This is a genomic window from Vibrio sp. 1CM2L, assembly GCF_023161695.1.
Taxonomy (GTDB): domain Bacteria; phylum Pseudomonadota; class Gammaproteobacteria; order Enterobacterales; family Vibrionaceae; genus Vibrio; species Vibrio coralliirubri.
In genome coordinates, this window is record NZ_JALNTT010000004.1 from 1 (window position 1) to 19,507 (window position 19,507).

At 44.4% G+C, this 19,507-nt stretch carries 11 protein-coding genes; 10 read left to right on the plus strand and 1 reads right to left on the minus strand.

Annotated features, from left to right (window positions below):
- Positions 1 to 4,717, minus strand: a 4,717-nt coding sequence (locus tag MSG34_RS14880; RefSeq protein WP_248338213.1) for a tandem-95 repeat protein, incomplete at its 3' end; no start/stop codon positions are given.
- A gap of 187 nt (positions 4,718 to 4,904) precedes the next feature.
- On the opposite strand from MSG34_RS14880, the gene MSG34_RS14885 reads away from it, so the two are divergent.
- The 10 genes from MSG34_RS14885 (at position 4,905) to MSG34_RS14930 (ending at position 19,414) form a co-directional block, all read left to right on the plus strand.
- Positions 4,905 to 5,258, plus strand: a complete 354-nt coding sequence (locus MSG34_RS14885) for a hypothetical protein (RefSeq protein WP_248338216.1) — start codon at positions 4,905 to 4,907, stop codon at positions 5,256 to 5,258.
- A 12-nt stretch (positions 5,259 to 5,270) separates the two neighbouring features.
- On the plus strand, positions 5,271 to 6,620 hold the full coding sequence (locus MSG34_RS14890) for an HlyD family type I secretion periplasmic adaptor subunit (protein ID WP_122080866.1): 1,350 nt from the start codon (positions 5,271 to 5,273) through the stop codon (positions 6,618 to 6,620).
- A gap of 3 nt (positions 6,621 to 6,623) precedes the next feature.
- Positions 6,624 to 8,855 carry a response regulator gene (locus tag MSG34_RS14895; protein WP_248338219.1) on the plus strand — a complete coding sequence of 744 codons (2,232 nt, stop codon included), beginning with the start codon at positions 6,624 to 6,626 and terminating at the stop codon, positions 8,853 to 8,855.
- Complete coding sequence (locus tag MSG34_RS14900) at positions 8,830 to 10,254, plus strand: TolC family protein (RefSeq protein ID WP_248338220.1); 1,425 nt, start codon at positions 8,830 to 8,832, stop codon at positions 10,252 to 10,254. The genes MSG34_RS14895 and MSG34_RS14900 overlap by 26 nt, the downstream gene beginning before the upstream one ends.
- Entirely contained in the window at positions 10,244 to 11,830 is a 1,587-nt protein-coding gene (locus MSG34_RS14905) for an ABC transporter transmembrane domain-containing protein (RefSeq protein ID WP_248338221.1), read from the plus strand. Before MSG34_RS14900 ends, MSG34_RS14905 begins: the two co-directional genes overlap by 11 nt.
- Positions 11,827 to 13,965, plus strand: coding sequence for an ATP-binding cassette domain-containing protein (locus MSG34_RS14910; protein WP_050621560.1), 2,139 nt, complete (start codon positions 11,827 to 11,829; stop codon positions 13,963 to 13,965). Before MSG34_RS14905 ends, MSG34_RS14910 begins: the two co-directional genes overlap by 4 nt.
- Before the next feature lie 108 nt (positions 13,966 to 14,073).
- Entirely contained in the window at positions 14,074 to 14,448 is a 375-nt protein-coding gene (locus tag MSG34_RS14915) for a hypothetical protein (protein ID WP_050621561.1), read from the plus strand.
- A 213-nt stretch (positions 14,449 to 14,661) separates the two neighbouring features.
- Complete coding sequence (locus MSG34_RS14920; protein WP_248338222.1) at positions 14,662 to 17,859, plus strand: response regulator; 3,198 nt, start codon at positions 14,662 to 14,664, stop codon at positions 17,857 to 17,859.
- A gap of 9 nt (positions 17,860 to 17,868) precedes the next feature.
- Positions 17,869 to 18,345 carry a hypothetical protein gene (locus MSG34_RS14925; RefSeq protein ID WP_017094534.1) on the plus strand — a complete coding sequence of 159 codons (477 nt, stop codon included), beginning with the start codon at positions 17,869 to 17,871 and terminating at the stop codon, positions 18,343 to 18,345.
- A gap of 1 nt (position 18,346) precedes the next feature.
- A complete protein-coding gene (locus MSG34_RS14930; protein ID WP_086773918.1) occupies positions 18,347 to 19,414 on the plus strand; it encodes a sulfate ABC transporter permease in 1,068 nt (355 codons plus the stop codon).
- The last annotated feature ends 93 nt before the right edge of the window (positions 19,415 to 19,507 follow it).

Consider the following 19,507-nt stretch of genomic DNA (forward strand, 5'->3'; position numbering starts at 1 on the left):
CGTCTTCGTCGATTGAGTACGCTAGGTCACCAGACACTGGCGCATCATCAACGGCAGTTACGCTTACGTCGATGTTTACAGAGACTGTATCGGTGCCGTCAGAGACATCAAAGCCGAAGTTTACGTCGCCATTAAAGTTCTCATTCGGAGCGAAGGTGTAGGTACCATTACCATTATCAGTAAGAATACCGTCGCCACCATCGTAGGTCACACCTTCAACCGTTAGGTTGTCACCTTCAATGTCCGTGGCACCGGTTAATAGGTCTGCATCAGTAAAGATGAGCGTGCCATCTTCTTCGACGCTGAACTGTTGATCTTGTGGTACTGGTAAATCGTTAACTGGATTAACGGTTAGGTCTGCTGAAGCTTGAACGGTATTGGTGCCATCTGAGATATCGAAGCTGATATCGATGTCGCCATTGAAGTTCTCATCTGGCGTAATCGTGAAGCTGCCGTCATCGTTAGCTACAACCGTTGCATCACCACCAACCGTTAAGTCGCTGGCCGTTAGGTCATCGCCTTCCACGTCAGACGCTTTCGATAGCAACTGCTCTTGGCTTAGACGAATCGAACCGTCTTCGTCGATTGAGTACGCTAAGTCACCAGACACAGGCGCATCATCAACGGCAGTAACGCTTACGTCGATGTTCGCAGATACCGTATCGGTACCGTCAGAGACATCAAAGCCGAAGTTTACATCGCCATTGAAGTTTTCATTCGGAGCAAACGTGTAAGTACCATTACCGTTGTCGGTCAAGATACCGTCGCCACCATCGTAGGTCACACCTTCAACCGTTAGGTTGTCACCTTCAATGTCTGTAGCACCGGTTAACAGGTCTGCATCAGTAAAGATTAACGTGCCATCTTCTTCAACGCTGAACTGTTGGTCTTGAGGGACTGGTAAATCATTTACTGGGTTAACGGTTAGGTCGGCTGAAGCTTGAACCGTATTGGTGCCATCTGAGATATCAAAGCTGATATCAATGTCGCCATTGAAGTTCTCATCTGGCGTAATCGTGAAACTGCCGTCATCGTTAGCTACAACTGTCGCATCACCGCCAACCGTTAGGCTGCTGGCCGTCAAGTCATCGCCTTCCACGTCAGACGCTTGCGATAGCAACTGCTCTTGGCTTAGACGAATCGAACCGTCTTCGTCGATTGAGTACGCTAGGTCGCCAGACACTGGCGCATCATCAACGGCTGTTACGCTTACGTCGATGTTTACAGATACCGTGTCGGTACCGTCAGAGACATCAAAACCGAAGTTTACGTCGCCATTGAAGTTCTCATTTGGAGCGAAAGTATACGTGCCGTTACCGTTATCAGTAAGGATACCGTCACCGCCATCGTAGGTCACACCTTCAACCGTTAGGTTGTCACCTTCGATGTCCGTTGCACCTGTTAATAGATCTGCATCGGTGAAGATTAACGTGCCATCTTCTTCCACGCTGAACTGTTGATCTTGAGGCACTGGCAGGTCATTAACTGGGTTAACGGTTAGGTCAGCTAAGGCTTGAACGGTATTGGTGCCATCTGAGATATCGAAGCTGATATCGATGTCACCATTGAAGTTCTCATCTGGCGTAATCGTGAAGCTGCCATCATCGTTTTGAGTAACGGTTGCATCACCGTCAACCGTTAGGCCGCTAGCAGTAAGGTCATCGCCTTCCACGTCAGAGGCTTGCGATAGAAGCTGCTCTTGGCTTAAACGAATCGAGCCGTCTTCGTCAATTGAGTACGCTAGATCACCCGAGACAGGTGCATCATCAACGGCAGTTACGCTCACATCGATGTTTGCTGACACTGTATCGGTACCGTCAGATACATCAAAACCGAAGTTTACATCGCCATTGAAGTTTTCATTCGGAGCAAAGGTGTACGTGCCGTTACCGTTATCAGTAAGGATACCGTCGCCACCATCGTAGGTCACACCTTCAACCGTTAGGTTGTCGCCTTCAATGTCTGTAGCACCGGTTAATAGGTCGGCGTCGGTAAAGATTAACGTGCCATCTTCTTCAACGCTGAACTGTTGATCTTGAGGGACTGGTAAATCATTTACTGGGTTAACCGTAAGGTCTGCTGAAGCTTGAACGGTATTGGTACCATCTGAGATATCAAAGCTGATATCGATGTCACCATTGAAGTTCTCATCTGGCGTAATCGTGAAACTGCCATCGTCGTTAGCCACAACTGTTGCATCACCGCCAACCGTTAGGCCGCTAGCAGTAAGGTCATCGCCTTCAACATCAAACGCTTGCGATAGAAGCTGCTCTTGGCTTAGGCGGATAGAACCGTCTTCATCAATTGAGTACGCTAGGTCACCCGATACTGGCGCATCATCAACCGCCGTAACACTCACATCGATGTTCGCTGACACCGTATCGGTACCGTCAGATACATCGAAACCGAAGTTTACGTCACCATTGAAGTTCTCATTTGGAGCGAAGGAATATGTACCATTGCCGTTGTCGGTAAGAATACCGTCACCGCCATCGTAAGTCACACCTTCAACCGTTAGGTTGTCACCTTCAATGTCCGTTGCACCTGTTAATAGGTCTGCATCGGTGAAGATTAACGTGCCATCTTCTTCGACGCTGAACTGTTGATCTTGAGGTACTGGTAAATCATTTACTGGATTAACGGTTAAGTCTGCAGAGGCTTGAACCGTATTGGTACCATCTGAGATATCGAAGCTGATATCAATGTCACCGTTGAAGTTCTCATCTGGCGTAATCGTGAAACTGCCGTCATCGTTAGCTACAACCGTTGCATCACCGCCAACCGTTAAGTCGCTGGCCGTCAGGTCATCACCTTCAACATCTGATGCTTGAGAAAGCAGCTGCTCTTGGCTTAGACGAATCGAACCGTCTTCGTCAATTGAGTACGCTAGGTCGCCAGACACTGGTGCATCATCAACGGCTGTTACGCTTACGTCGATGTTCGCTGACACCCTATCGGTACCGTCAGACACATCGAAACCGAAGTTTACATCGCCATTGAAGTTTTCGTTTGGAGCAAAGGTGTAAGTCCCGTTGCCGTTGTCGGTAAGAATACCGTCACCGCCATCGTAGGTCACACCTTCAACAGTTAGGTTGTCACCTTCAATGTCCGTTGCGCCTGTTAATAGGTCAGCATCGGTGAAGATTAACGTGCCGTCTTCTTCAACGCTGAACTGTTGATCTTGTGGTACTGGCAGGTCATTTACTGGGTTAACGGTTAAGTCTGCTGAAGCTTGAACCGTATTAGTGCCATCTGAGATATCAAAGCTGATATCGATGTCGCCATTGAAGTTCTCATCTGGCGTGATGGTGAAACTGCCATCATCGTTCTGAGTAACTGTTGCATCACCGCCGACCGTTAAGCCACTAGCAGTAAGATCATCGCCTTCCACATCTGATGCTTGAGAAAGCAATTGCTCTTGACTTAGACGAATCGAACCGTCTTCATCGATTGAGTACGCTAGGTCACCCGATACTGGCGCATCATCAACCGCCGTAACACTCACATCGATGTTCGCTGACACCGTATCGGTACCGTCAGAGACATCGAAACCGAAGTTTACGTCACCATTGAAGTTCTCATTTGGAGCGAAGGTATATGTACCATTGCCGTTGTCGGTAAGAATACCGTCACCGCCATCGTAAGTCACACCTTCAACCGTTAGGTTGTCACCTTCAATGTCTGTAGCACCGGTTAATAGGTCAGCATCGGTGAAAATGAGCGTGCCATCTTCCTCAATTTCAAACGTTTTATCTTCAGGAACAGGAGCATCATTAATCGGACGTACCGTTAAATCAATTGCGCTGCTAATCGTTTCTTGGCCGTCACTGATGTCGAAAGTAAGGTCAAGTTCACCATTAAAATCAGCTGAAGGAACAACGGTGAAAGTACCATCACCATTGTCTTGAACTGTTGCATCAGCACCAACTTGGACGTTAGAAGCAACAAGCTCGTCCCCATCTACATCACTTGCGTATTCGAGTAATTGTTCTTGAGTGAATGTTATGGAGCCATCTTCATCCATGATGTAAGCCAGATCTTGTTCAGCTTCTGGTGCATCATTTTCACTTTCGACTTTGATTTTAAACGTTTCGCTTACCGTTTCAGAATCAAAGTCATCTTCTACTTCGCTGATGGTCTCTTCGTCAGAAGCTTGAACATCAACTGCAAATGTCTCTTCTACTGTTTGTGAATCTAGATCATCACCAACTTGCTGGTCACCCGACTCTGAAGATGTCGCACTCGGCGCTGCTGAAGTACGCGCAGCTTGGCCTTGTTCATCATTACCTTCTGCGTCTGCACCACCTGTCGCAGCCTCTGCGTTATCACCACCTACAGCTTGTGCGCCCGCTCCGGCACCGCCACCACTGCCAGCAGCGTTATCCGAACCAGCTTCAGAAGCGGCCCCACCAACTACATTGGATTGTGCAGCGTCTGAGTCTCCATCACTTTCTGGCGTCTCTTCTTGCACAGCCGCACCAGAAGCCGAGGCATCTTCAGCATTACCTGCACCACTCGGATTTTCGTCTAAAGCCTGGTTAACTTCGTCTGCCGCATCCGCATTTTCAGCACCCGTCGCTATTGTCGACGCAATCGTATTTTGTTGATTTTGTTGATTTTGCTGTTGGGAGGGCGTACCCGCGTCGTTCGTGTCCGTTTGTTCTACCGCGTCATTTAGATCTTCATTTTGGTTGTTTTGGTTATTTTCGCCTGCCATTACAGCCTCCGTTGCTACTAGCTAACTGATCGTATTTATAGAGGCATTAAAGGACATCATTTTGAAAAACCAATTTTTTATACAACATTTTTCATAATTTCTTTTTAAAGAGAAAGAATCAAAAAAAATTTGAAAACTGCGTTTAAAGATCCTTAGTTATTGTGATTAAAGCAATTAAGGCAGTGAAGTGATGATAGACATGACGAATTTGTTGCGCTCGGTCGACAACAACCACAAAGGGCTGCAATTGCTATTAGGCGACTTTTACAATGACTTTTCTGACGCAGCCCTAAATATAGAAGCGCTTCATAAGAGTAATCGTTTTGATGAACTCAATAGTTACTCAAAAAAGTTGAAGACCATCTTAACGTTGCTTTGCGACCAAGACCTTCCGCCCAAAATGGCCAAATTGGAACACTTGAGTAGACACGAGTTCCCTGCGCCGGAAGATCTAATAGAGGATGTAAAAACTGAATTGCACAACGTCAATCGACAAATCAACCACTTGTTGGATATTAAGGAAGTAATAGATGGCAAGTAACCGAGGTCAGTCATGAGCAATAACCAAATAGAACATCACCTCAGAAAAGCACTTGTTTCCAATAACGAGGCTTCTAAGGTCACAGCTGATGACACTATTGTACTTGCTAGTGCCATGACCAGCGTTCACAAAACGTTGCTCATTATATTCTTGCTCGCTTTGGTCGCTATCGCCGTGGCGTCACAAGCACGTATCGACATTGTTGTTTCCGTGCGTGGAGAGCTGCTATTGGAATCGGATGTCGAGAAAGTTCAACATTTAGAAGGCGGGATATTAGAAGAATTGTTAGTCAGGAAAGGTGAAGTCGTTTATGAGGGCCAACCTATCGCTCGAATACGCTCACTCGACCGTAACACTCAACTTGATACCGTGAATACTGAAATTATTCAGATTGAGCTCGATAAGATTCGTTATGAAAGCTTACGCGACATGGTAGAACCTAACTTCGACGCCTTCATTGAGAAATACCCTGAGCAAGTTCAGGTCAACATGAATACGTGGAGGCAAGAGTTCTCTAAAAACCGTTCAAATGAAGAACTCATCACTCACGATATCAAGCACAAGAACTCGTTAATCAGTTCAATGCTAAAGCGTCGCAAAAGCTCAGAGAATCAACTCTCTCTGATACGTAAGCAGCTCAACATCAAAAACACCCTCTATAAAGAAGAGATGGCGTCATATGTCGACGTACTTAACATGAAAGTACAAGAGTCGAATATGGTGCGTGAGATTGAGAACCTTGACGAGTCTGTGATGAATGAGCGTTTCCAACTCGACAAATTGGAAAAGCAACACCGTGACTTGGTTGAGAACCGAAACTCTGAGTATCAAGCGCAAATCATTCAAGCAAATAAAGACCTCAAGCTAAAGCGAATCTTACAACCACAGCATTCCGACAAGGTTGATCGCTTAATCGTCTACTCTCCGGTGGATGGTGTGGTCGACAAACTGCATTTCAATTTCCGCTCTGCTGTGATTCCTCCAGGAGAAAGTATCGCCGATATTGCACCGATCAATAACTCCCTTCACGGTGAAGCGAAGATCCCACGTAAAGACATGGGGTTTGTCGAAATTGGTCAGGCAGTGAAAGTAAAAATGGATACCTATAACTTTGCAAAATACGGGTTTGTTGAGGGAACCATCGCCTCAATCAGCCGTTCATCATACGAAGAAGAAGACGCTGAATTCTATTTAGCAGAGATTGAAATTGACCGAAACTTTCTTGAACGAGGAGGCACTCAATACAAGCTATCACCTTATATGGAATTTACCGCCGATGTAAAAACAGGCTCACGTCGCGTGATCGAATACGCAGCGAAACCTGTGATGTCAGCCATAGAGGATGCTTTCGATGAGAGATAATCAATGAGCAGGAAACCTTCGTACAATATTTCCGTACCCGCTCTACGTTTAAGCATACTATTTTGCGTGGTATTGGCTGCGCTCGCTTTCTATTTATACTTTTCTTGGTCAAAAGTAGACTCAGTCGCACAAGTGCAAAGCGCCCCACTGCTCATACAAGCCCAGAAGCTTAATCAGACCATAGAACAAGATATTCAAACTCTGCAGCAGTGCTTAAGTACCAACACTTGCGGTACTAACGAATTCAACCTGGTTAACTTGAAGCGTGAAATTGATGAATTTCGCTCTTTAGCCTCTTTGAACAAAACCGAGTTCAGCTTGGTTGGAGCAACCGAATACACACAACTGGAATTGGCGATTAATCGTTTCTCTGATAGCTCCAAAACACGTAACGACGTATTGGGGTTGTACCTTTCATTGACCAATAACTACCTGAAGATGGATGACAACTATCGCACCATGTTTAACAACCATGCGAATGACTTGATGTCTGAGAAGAACGAGTTCTTTATCTGGTTGTTTATGGTGGTCGTGATATTGGCTGTTATCACGATTCTATCCAACTCAGTTGCTATGTTGAAACTGAAAAAATCCAGCTCGAACGAACGCGAAATCGACTATGAATTCGATGCCCTGTATCAAGAGCTGAAGCAGCTAGATTTACAACGTCTTGAAGAGCTTCTTAATGAAGTGAGCATCAACCCCAAGCAGCGTCAGATTTACTCTCATCTCAAACTTATCTTCAGTAAATTAGAAGACCAAAAGCGCAATAACGATCTCTACAAACAGTTGTATGCGTTAATCGGTTATGAGATTCGCGGAATTACAAACACCATCAACGGTGGCGTCCAATATCTGGTTCAAGAAACCGATGAAAACGGCGTGTTGATGGCGAAGGATATTACCTCTGCGTGTAGCACACTATCTGAGTTAGCAGAAAACTATAATCGCTTGATTTCACAGGGTACGGAAAGTAAATCGAAAGAATTTTCACTACTCAACGTCTTGTCGGAATTGATGATTCATATCAGTGCCAAAATTCAGCGAAATGAAGGCGAACTTGACTGTTTTATCTCAGACAACTTGCCGAATCGTGTTGCAGGCCAATCCACCAGCTTATTCTGGATACTGTTCCTTCAACTTTCTAACGCTATTCAACTCAAATCAAATAAGAAGCTGTTTGTGACGATTGAATCGGGTGCGGCTTCTGACATGGAAAATACCCGTGTCACCATCAACCTCAACTTCTTATCAACGCTGGATGTCTCTGTTGCCAAGCTCAATAAACTCCATTGGAGCGCCCACAAAGACCATACAGCCAGCACAGATGACTTAGCAAAAAGCGTATTAAAAGATTACGGATATTACGAGAGTCACTGGTTCCAATCAGGGGCTCAGGAACGTTTCCAGATTGAACTGGATCTTAAGGCTAAGAACTTCCACACAGAGAAAACTCGCTTTGATGGCAAGCGTTTACTCTTGTGTGCTAATACTCAAGTTCGTATCGATGTGATGAAAAAAATGCTCAGTAACTTGGGGCTAGAGATCACCGAAATTCGCACTGCAAATGAGCTTTTCTCTGCGGCGAAAACGTTCGGTGATTACGATGCGATAATGTTGACCGATACCTTTGAACCCAACAAACTGCCGTCGTTGAGTAAGACGGTAAAATCTCAGCTTAAGAATCACCCAAACACCAAGTTACTGTTGTCAGTGACCAACACTCAGCAAGCACAAGAGTGTCATAGCTTTGTGGACAAAATCATCAACGCTCCTGCTATTCCTTACGAGTTCATTCCAAACCTGCTCACCATTATGGAAGCGGAAGCATCGGAAGAACAGATGGAAAACAGCTCATTCCTTATCGTAGAGGATGACCGAGTTCAGCAGATCTTACTGAAACGAATCTTGACCAAGCAAGAATATGAACCCGACATGGTTGGCGATGGCGCCGATGCGGTGAAGCACTTCATGAATAAGCGTTCTGACATCATCTTCATGGATTGCATCATGCCGGGTATGGGTGGCATCGAAGCCACAAAACGCATTCGCCAATTCGAACAAGAAAACGAGAAAAACCCTTGTACCATCATAGGTGCAACCGCATTGACCAGCAGTAACGAACACCAGGCTTGTATTGAGGCCGGAATGGATTACGTGATCAGCAAACCTTATAAAAGCGACCAAATCATCAAGGTGATCAACAAGTATGTGGCGGTACAAAAACTTAACTAGCAGCATCATGGCTGCACTTTTATTAAGCACGACACCTTCAGCAGCGGCGACTACCCTGCTTGAAGCGGTAGAGCTCGGCCTGCAAAACAGCCTGTCTCTTCGCGCCAGTGATAAAGGTGTTGAAGAAAACGAGTACAACATTGGTATCAGTCGCTCTAAATTTCTGCCTTCCCTCAATGGTGCTGCCGATACCACATGGAACGAGAATGAAACCTTGCTATCGAGCGTGCCGGATGAAACCTCTAGCTATAACTCAAACAGCTACAGCCTTTCGTTTTCGCAATCCATATTCAATCTTGGTGACATTTTCAAATATGGGACAGCAAAGCTCGACTTCAATATCGAAGAGATTAAACACGAGAACAAAATCCAAAGCACCATTTCGGAAATCGGCTCTCAATACTTTGAGTATTTAAAAAACAACGCCCAAATCAAAGCGACCAAGGTTGAGCTTAAATCGTCCGAAACACGTGAACATCAAATGCGACGTAATGTAGAGCTTGGTAACACCGCAGCCAGTGAGCTATACGAAGTAATTGCTCAGAAAGAAGGTGTGTCGAACCGATTAAGAACCTTGCAGAAAGATCGTCGTGTCATTCTCAACGGGCTCTCAATTCAAATTCAATACCCTATTACTCCGTCGCAAGACATATACGAAAGCGTGCCTTTAAAAGAGATCAACGAAACCGAACAACGCACGATCATGGATCAGGCGTTAAAGCTCAATAACGACTTGTTGGTAGCAAGGAAAAACGTAGAAAGAAGCCGCAGAAGCTTGAAAGAGAGCGGTTCGAACTTCTTACCGACCGTGTCGCTTTCAGCCAGCTATCGACACGATGACGCCAATAACTACGACAAAACTGACATTACAGCAACGGGCGAAAGTAACTCAACCAGTGTCGGATTAAACCTCTCTGTACCTCTCTTATCCGGTGGCTCTAATTACTACGGCTATCAGAAGTCATCAACGGCCATCGAGCGTACTGAACTGCTTTACCAAGATTCGCTTTATACCACACGTAACAGCGTGAATACCTCAGTGCTCAACATTAACGATTTCTCGCAGTCTATAAGCAGTTACGAAAACATCATTCGCGCCAACTACGCGTCTTATAAAGGGATCCAAAGAGCCTACCAATTGGGCACGCGTACTATCACCGACTTGCTGGCGGCGGAAAGTAAACTGTTCAGCGCGTTAAGAGACTACGAAAGCGCACGATACGACTACATCATCGAGACCATCAAGCTTGAGCAAATTAAGGGCATACTCTCAATTCAATCTATCGAAAGCGTGATGCAATTAATGAGTGATATTGAGGGACGAGACAATCAAGATTTGGTGCCAAAACATCTTCTCTCAACGGAGTCATTGAGGAAAGGAGGTCATAATGCAAACTGAGCAGTTTTCGCAAAAGATCAACATGGCAGATAAGTGTTATCTGACTTTCTCAACGATAATATCGACCCTGTTTGGTTTGGTACTGCCCTTCTCTATTCTGATCATTTTTGATCGAGTGTTACCCAACCAAGCACAAGATACGCTGTTCTTATTGTTCGCGATTATTTTGATTTCCATCTTCCTCGACTACCACTTAAAAAGTCAGGAAGAGAAGATATCTTCCGTTATCATGAGGCAGTTTGAAACCAACCTAACCAACAAGGTATTCCAATCCATCTGTTTGGCGGAGATCTCTAAATTCCGCCGTTTGGAGCCAGGCGAATACCTAGAACGAATCTCAACGATTCCTGAACTTAAGACCTTCTTTGGTGGAGAATCGGTTCGAGCGCTTATCAACCTTGCTGTTAGCGCGATTACTATACTTATTATCGGTCTCATCAACATATGGGCTGGTATCACCCTTCTAATTGCCTCGGCCGTATTAGCGATTTTCGCTTGGAGTCTTTCCAAACAGAAAATTGGTAGCTTGCAGAATAAGTCAGACATCGAAGGGTTAACTACCTCCAAAATCATTGAGATCATCTCTAGCCCGCTTGATATTAAAGCGCGAAACATGGAGTACCGCGTTGAAAGCTTGATGACACAAATGGTCGAAGAGCGTGAAGTGGAGAACATCAAATATGAGCAAATCGAGTCGAACTTTGGCTTGATTTTGGCGCTCATCCAACAGCTATCCATTGCTTGCGTTGTGGTGGTCTTGGCGACTGCCGTAATCAATATGGAATCGAGTCAAGGCATCATGGCCGCGATCATCATGCTGACCAACCGTTATTTTGCGCCTTACCAGCAAGTAATGCGTACCGCGAGCCGCTGGGAATTAAACAAACTCCATATCCAACGTATCGCTGACCTGCTTGAATTGGCAGCTTCTGTTGAACATCAACACGAGACAACAGAGGTTGAACGTATTTCGGTTAAGTATTCTGAAAAGCAGCGCATCGAGTTCGAACTAGGCCAAGCCTATTTGCTGACAGGGAAAAGTGGTTCAGGCAAGACCCACCTCGCTAACTGTATTACGCGTCAGAACAGTGATAGCAAACTCGATATCATGATTAACGACACGCCTTTGGATGACGTCAATTACAACGTTTGGCGCAATAGCGTGCTGATGGTTGATAAAACCAGTTCTTTCGTAGAAGGGACGATTATCGATAACCTAACCTGTTTCCGCCCAAGCTTGAATAACACGGCGTTTGCACTGTGTGAAACCATGAACATCAAGGCACAAATCGATGGGCTTCCTGCAGGGTTTTATACAGAACTCAAAGGCCATATGCGTAACCCATTCTCTCGCCAAGTTGGCTACGCCTTATTATTGGTTCGCGCTCTACTCGCCAGTAAGCGTGTATTGATATTTGATGATATCGATTGTGTATTTGATGAGGAATTTGCGAGAGTGGTTCTCACCAGTACGGCTTATCGTGCCAACGACAAAATCTTGATCATCGCCAGTAATAAAATGGACAAACTTAACCACCGCCTCAAACGTGTAAAACTTACCGGAGGTGAGCAATGAGTATCCTAGTAGACTTCAATAATGTGCCGCAACGTGTCTTGGATTTTGAATCTAGTGGATACGACGAACGTTACAGTCAATCGCCACTTATTCGTGGTTTGGCCTACACCCTGATAGCACTCGAATGGGAAGGCACTCCCGCTATACTCAGCGATGCTTTTATTCCAAAACCCAAAGATGGCGACAGCTTCACAGCAACCATAGAGCGCCTTGGGTATCGCTGTGATGTGACTAAGCTAAAGACACTCGAGAATATCGATAAGCACCCTCACCCATGCTTTATTGAAATAGAGAATCTAAGTGCGATCTTCTTAGGCACCAAAGATGGAAAGTTGCTGCTGTTTGATTACACGAACAACAACACTATTGAATACCCAATGTGCAAAAAGCCCTGTTTGCTGATTGCGATTAGCGAATATTCTCGTCTGTTCCGCGAACCACCTCCGGAATCGCAAGACAGAAGTAATTGGATTAAATACGCTTTCTATCGTTATAACAATGAACTTAAAAGCCTGATCATTCTCAGCTTCGTCATCAGTATTCTCGGTGCACTGCAGCCATTCTTTATTATGAGTGTATATAACTTCGCACTGACTTCGAGTTCTGAGGCGACACTGTATTGGTTGACTCTGTTTGCCATCATTGTCGGCTTCTCTGAATACTTCTTTAAGAAAATGCGGGTCAACATCATTGCCACTTCCGGTAAAGATCTCGCCGTGCACATCTCGCAAGCCGTTATATCTAAGCTACTGTGGCTACCTTATGCGATGACATCTACAGCTGGGGTATCTTCCCAGTTAGCTCGTTTGAAAGATATCGATACGTTCCGACGCTTAGTGACTGCAGAATCAACCCTCAGCTATTTTGATATGCCGTTTGTGATTGTATTTATCATCGCCATAGCTCTGATGTCTGGTACAGCGGCATTGGTGGTAATGGGTGGTTTAATACTGATGCTAGTGTTCTGTATTTACTCGCGCTATATCTACTCGCAAGCCACATCCAAAAGTTCGCGCGCCAATGCTATGGTCTCGTATCAATGGAACGAAATCCTTCGTGGTATCAAGACCATTCAAGGCCTACCTTTACTTCGTGTCGTTCAATCTCGATTCAGTGCATCGCACATGCAAAGCACCAGCGATGCAGAGAACGTTGCCGTAACGAACAGTAAGATTCAGGCCGCTGGCGGCAGTTTGATTCAAGTGATTGGTACAGCAAGTATCGTGACCGCGGTAATCGGCGTGATGGAAGGCACTTCTGATGCAGGTGCCATGCTCGCGACCGTAATTTTGGTTTGGAAAGCGTTAGGCCCAATCATGGGTATCTATAACTCAATTTCCAAGTTCCAATCGATCAAGGCTTCATCAGCACAGATAAACAACCTGATGTCGATGAATGACGACAAATTGACCTTAGAAAAAAGCCCACCTATTCGCCAGTTCCAAGGCAGCATTGTGGGCAGCGGTGTCAGTCACCGATATGCAGGAGCGGCGACCGGCTTAACCAACCTTGGTTTCAAAGTGCCACCCAGTGCCAAAGTGGTCATTTGTGGCCCTACGGGCTGCGGCAAAACCACCTTAATCTCAATCATTGCTGGGTTAGAAGACCGCTATCAAGGCGCTGTATCTGTCGATGGTTACAACATTAAACAGTTCAATAGCTACCGTTATCGCACGTCGATTAACTACATTCCTTTCAATTTACATATTTTTGAAGGCTCACTTGAGACCAACTTCATTCTACACAACGGGCTGATTCCAACAGACAAGATGCAAGAGATGATCAGCTTCTTTGAATTAGATGAATGGCTTCCTGAAGGCTTGGCTACTCAGTTAAGCGTGGATAAATGCAAAAGTCTCCCGAATGGAATTCAACAAAAATTGCGTTTGGCACTTGGCCTAGGTAACTGTGAGCAATCTCTGATTATCATTGATGAACCGTTCAACGGTGCAGAGCAAGAAAACGCTCAATACTTTAATCGCCTGTTCTCCGATAAATTGTTGAATAAAACCGTGATTTTTTCGACTAATGACCCTGGTTTGATCGCAACATCAAACATGAGTTTAGTGTTAGAGCCGGATGGGAATTTGAAATATTTTGGCTTAACAGACAAATACTTAAACAGCTTGAGCTAAAACCTCAACGCTTAGTCACAATTCGCTATTTAGGGAAATGGATGTAATTGACAAAATCATAAGTGAGAGAGATGATTCGCCCCAATACCACAGGTAACAAGGAAGAAAATGTACACATTCGTTGCAGACAAGCTTGATGTAGCTTACTTATCCGCAATTCCTGAGAATCATATATTTCAGGGCTGTGACGTGCCTGAAGAAGAAATCGAACTTCGAGAGATCATTGAGATTTGGTACGAGTGTTCATTCCTGCCTGCTTTTAACCTACAGAAAATTGAAATCGCAAATAAACCAGAGCTCACAATCATACAAACACACGTTTTTAACAACGATACGAGCACACTCGCCTTCCTACTCAAAAACAGAGTGTATCGCGCTGCACTAAACAGAATGCTCGGTATTTGGACATTAGAACCCTCTGCAAAAACGGTTTTAGAGCAACTTCTTTTCGAATTAAGCCTCGATAACAATCGTCCTCATTAATACGCTTTTTAAGTTATTCATCAATAAGCATAAAATTAAACAAACTGCCAAACGCTATAAATTACTAATAAAAGAACGCATTTCAAAATAAGCTTTGGAATCACAAGAACTTATACCCCTCCCACACTTACGTAAAATTTACCGTTTCAAAGTTTCCATATCGGAATTTTTATTCTACTGTTTTTATATAACGACAGTTGGATGGATCCTTATATGGCAATTACGGTCTGGAATAACCTTTCAGTCAAACATAAACTCTTTGGCTTAGTTCTACTTCCCATTTCACTACTGCTGTTCCTTGCAGGCAGACAAGCTTATATTTTAACGACTCAATTAACCGATTTTGAGCGGACCAATCAGTTATCTGTGTATCTTCAAGATATCTCGGTCTTATATCGAAGCACCCTCGCTTCTAGCCCTGAAGAGTTCGCAACACAAAGCAGCCAAGTAAAGGCAGAATTGAAAACACTCTCGCCTATCATTTTTTTAGGCGCTTCTGATGAAATGAATCAACTGGTTTCAGATTTCAGTGAAGCGACTCTATCAACGATGGAAGCGACTGACACTTACGATAAATTGGACGCCCTCGAATGGCAGAGTGATTTATACAAACAACTGTTACTTGAAGTCGAAAAAGTCCCTTTCGAAAACACCAAGCGTGAAATTCAACAACACCTCACCGCATTGCAACAACTTGAATGGTTGATGTTCTGGTCAAACGAAGAATTCAAGCTAGGTACTTCATTGATTGAGATATTCCAAAGCACCCAAGAATACGACCCAGAACTCGCTGAGCAAATCAAAACCTTGAGCGAAAGACAACAGTTGTTCCTAGAGCGCTTTGTTTCGTTGAATGCCAACGAACACCAAGTTTCACTAATGGTTGAAGTGTTTCGAAATGATGTTTTTGCACAAAGCCAAGAGATCAGAAACGCACTACTCGATCTAAACGCTATCAGCCAACTGACGCCTCAAGAAGTATCTGTAGGGTTGGAGGCGATGAGTGCTCGACTTAATTTATTGCAAAGCCTAGGCAATGTGATCAAGCAAGAATTCCAACAAGAGGTTGAGCAAGCCATCTACGACGCGCAAGTACAACGAACCTTGTTTATTTCCATTGTTGCTGTGCTCGCAATGATCGTTATGGGGCTAACCCTAAGCTTGGCAAGACAAGTCACCAACAACCTAAATTTGGTATTAGCTTTCTTAAAAAGCGAAAATGATGACACGCGCCCTTGTCTAGATAAATTGATCCAAGGTAAAGATGAACTCAGTCTGTTTGCTCAACAAGTTGAACGATTGACCATCGAACGAGAACTCGCGAAAGATAGACTGACAGTAGCAAAAGAAGACGCCGAGCGAGCTAAAGAAGACGCTGAAGAAGCAAAAGATCACGCGATACAAGCCAGTAAGGCCAAAAGTAGCTTCTTGGCAAACATGTCACACGAGATTCGTACTCCATTGAATGGGGTTATTGGTATTTCTGAGATCTTGTCTGATACACCGCTGACACCAACACAACGCGATTATGTCGATACCATTGAGACCTCTTCTCAATTGCTATTAAGCCTTATCAACGACATTTTGGACTTCTCTAAGATCGAATCTGGCATGCTGTTGATCAGCCCTCATTCAGCATCAATTCGAGAATCGATTTACGACATAGCATCTATTGTTGCACCTAAAGCCAAAGAGCAAAAAATATCGGTTAACGTCGATATCAGCCCTGATACACCGGCACGCGTGATGATAGACGATCACCGTTTAAGACAGATCTTGATGAACTTTATGTCGAATGCGGTTAAGTTCACGGCTGAAGGTGGCGTAACACTATCGATCAAAACACTCGAACAATCGGACGATAATGTCACCATTCGATTTGCCGTTAGCGACACAGGTATTGGTATCGATTCAAAGCAACAAAAACAAATATTTGAACCCTTCGCTCAAGAGGATGATTCAACAACCAGACAATTCGGTGGTACCGGTCTTGGCCTTGCTATTAGTACTCAGTTGGTTGAATTAATGGGTGGCCAGATACAACTTGATTCAGTTAAAGGTGAAGGTAGTTGTTTCTACTTCGACCTAGCATTGGCCGTTGATTTGATGTTACCGAAACCAAGCACTGCCTCAGCAAATATCTATATTCTAGGTAACGAGAACATGCTTTCTGAACGTATAGAAAGCGACCTTAATCTCTATGGGTTGAAAGTTACTCAGCAAACCAACAGCGCGGATACCATTAACGAGCAAATTTCTGCGAAAAAACACGACAAACCAACCACCGTTATTTTTGCTGAAGACGATTCATTCCAAGCGAGTGACTATTCAGACAACCTAGACAAACTCAACAAGAATGGCGCAACGATTTGTTTGATTCGTTCATTCCTAAGTGACCCCGCAGATATTGGGCACTGTATTACCGCTCAAGTATCACAGCCCCTACTCGGCTTGCGCTTAATAAAAGCCATTGAACTTTGTGACTCACAAGGTCTTGCTGAGCTGTCCGAAGCCAATCAACAAGGTCAGGCAATTCAGCACAAGATTCTTATCGTCGAGGACAACAAGATCAACCAGAAAATCGCGGGGCTTCACGTTGGTAAAAGCGGTTTCGAATTCGAGTTCGCTAATAACGGGCAAGAAGCGGTCGACATGTTTACCGCCAACCCGCATTACGCTGCAATTCTTATGGACTGCATGATGCCAGTGATGGATGGCTTTGAAGCAACAGCTAATATTCGCCGCGTTGAAAAAGAGGCTAACTCCGCTCGTCGTATTCCTATCATCGCTCTTACAGCCAGTGTGATTGATGATGATATTCAAAAATGTTTCGACGTAGGCATGGACGATTACGTGCCTAAACCATTCAAATTCGAGATGTTGAAAGAGAAGGTTCTCGCAGCAGTAGAAGCGATGCCACTGCCGCAAAGCGTACCTGCAGCACCTTTAAACTCAACGGTCACACCGATTCATAGCGTACAAACAACCAAACAAACATTGCCAGAGCAACCTGAGTTGAACACGGTACCAAGCAAATCTGAGAAGATTCTCTTGGTTGAAGATAATCGCGTGAACCAGAAAGTCGCTTCAGTGATGCTTAAAAAAGCCGGCTACGCCTTTGAAATAGCAGACAACGGACAAATTGCCGTTGATATGTACCAGAACGACAGTAGCTTCGACATTATTTTGATGGATTGCATGATGCCTGTTATGGACGGTTTCACCGCAACTAAGGAGATTCGAGAACACGAGAAAAACCAAGGCTTAAGCAAAACTCCTATTATCGCGTTAACCGCCAGTGTTATCGATGATGATATTCAAAAGTGCTTTGATTCAGGAATGGATGGGTACGTAGCGAAGCCCGTAAGAAAAGAAAAACTGTTCCACCAAATAGAAAGTGCGACTTGTTAGGAGAAACCAATGGATTGGATCAAAACAATTAAAACACTCTCGTGCAGAGCGCTGCTACCCGCAGTGATAGGGTTGTTAGGAAGCTTACTCCTTCTCAGCCCCGCTCATGCCGCAGAAGATTACGCCATATTCTCTTTAGACTCTGGGTTTGAAGAGATATCGATAAACAAAGCGAGAAAGCTATACCGAGGAAAAACCAAGCGCCTCAATGGCAAACGTGTAGAACTATCAGACTGGCCTGAGAACAGCGCCGAGAGAGAACAATTTTATCAGCTTTTACTTGGAAAAAATGCCGCTCAAATGAATGCACATTGGGCTGGGTTATCTTTTTCAGGAAAAGCTCGTTATCCAAGAGAAATCAAAACGGCATCAACCGACAGCTTAGTGGACTGGCTTGATGACAAACCAAACCGTATTGGTTACTCCCCACTCTCTTCGGTTCCTCAAAATGCCAACGTTCTCTACGTTATAAGTTCGGAGAAATAATATGAAAAGAATAATTACGTCAGTGTTATGTGCCTCAATGGCCTCTCCGGCTTTTGCGAATATCGAACTTACCGATAATTTATCCCTCAGTGGCTTTGGCTCAACGTCTTGGGCAACATCGGATAACGATAATCCATTAATCATCAACCGCGGTTTTACTGATGAGAGCTGTTACGACTGTGATACCACATTTGGTGTTCAACTCGATTACTTCTACAATTCATTCAAAGCTTCCGTGCAAGTTGTAAAGCCACCCCAATATGATTGGAGTGAGCCGCAGTTAGAGTGGGCTTACTTAGGTTATGAATTTAATGACTTTGATGTCAGCGTTGGTCGATTACGACTACCATTATTCCTTGCCTCTGAGTACTACTATGTGGGCCAAGCCTATATGACAGCAAGGCCACCGACAGAGGTATACAATTCCGTCTTAGGCATTACTGCGTTCAATGGTATTAAAGTGAGTTGGACTCATGATGTCAGTGACGAAGCAACGCTATTACTCTCCCCCTTCTTCGGTATAAAAGACAAAAACGAAGTCGACTTTAATTCGAGTACTGAGCTGGAATTTGAAACCAATCGAATGTTCGGTGCCAACCTTCAATTGAGTGGTGAAAATTATCGTTGGAATTTATCTTTCCTAGATTCAAATTTTGACCAAACAGTAAAGATTAAAAACGTTGGTACCCTCCCAACAGCAGATAACCAACACATCCAACTTTGGTCGTTAGGTGCTGAGTATGAATTAGGTCAAGCGGTGCTTGCAAGTGAAGGACAGATCAGTGACTTCTCGTCCTCGATGTACGCGAGTTTGGGCTATAGACTAGATTTATTCACTCCATACGTCGTTTACGGGGCAGAGTTTGATTCACACGAACACCTAACAGGAAACAGCTACCTAATTGGTGTGGATTACGATGTGCTACCAAATGTCTCTATTAATGGTGAAGTGCAATATTTTGAAGCTCGCAAAGCAAACGGTGCGTTTGTCGAAGAGTTCTATCCACGAAGTGCCTTTGATGACAAAGATGCCGTCCTTTACACCATCATGCTGAGTTTCGTTTTCTAATCATGCGTAAAAATCATCGTCTATAGAAATAAAAGCCCAAGCTAATCAAACAGTCTGGGCTTTTTTATGTCTTTGAATTGTCATGCTTAACAA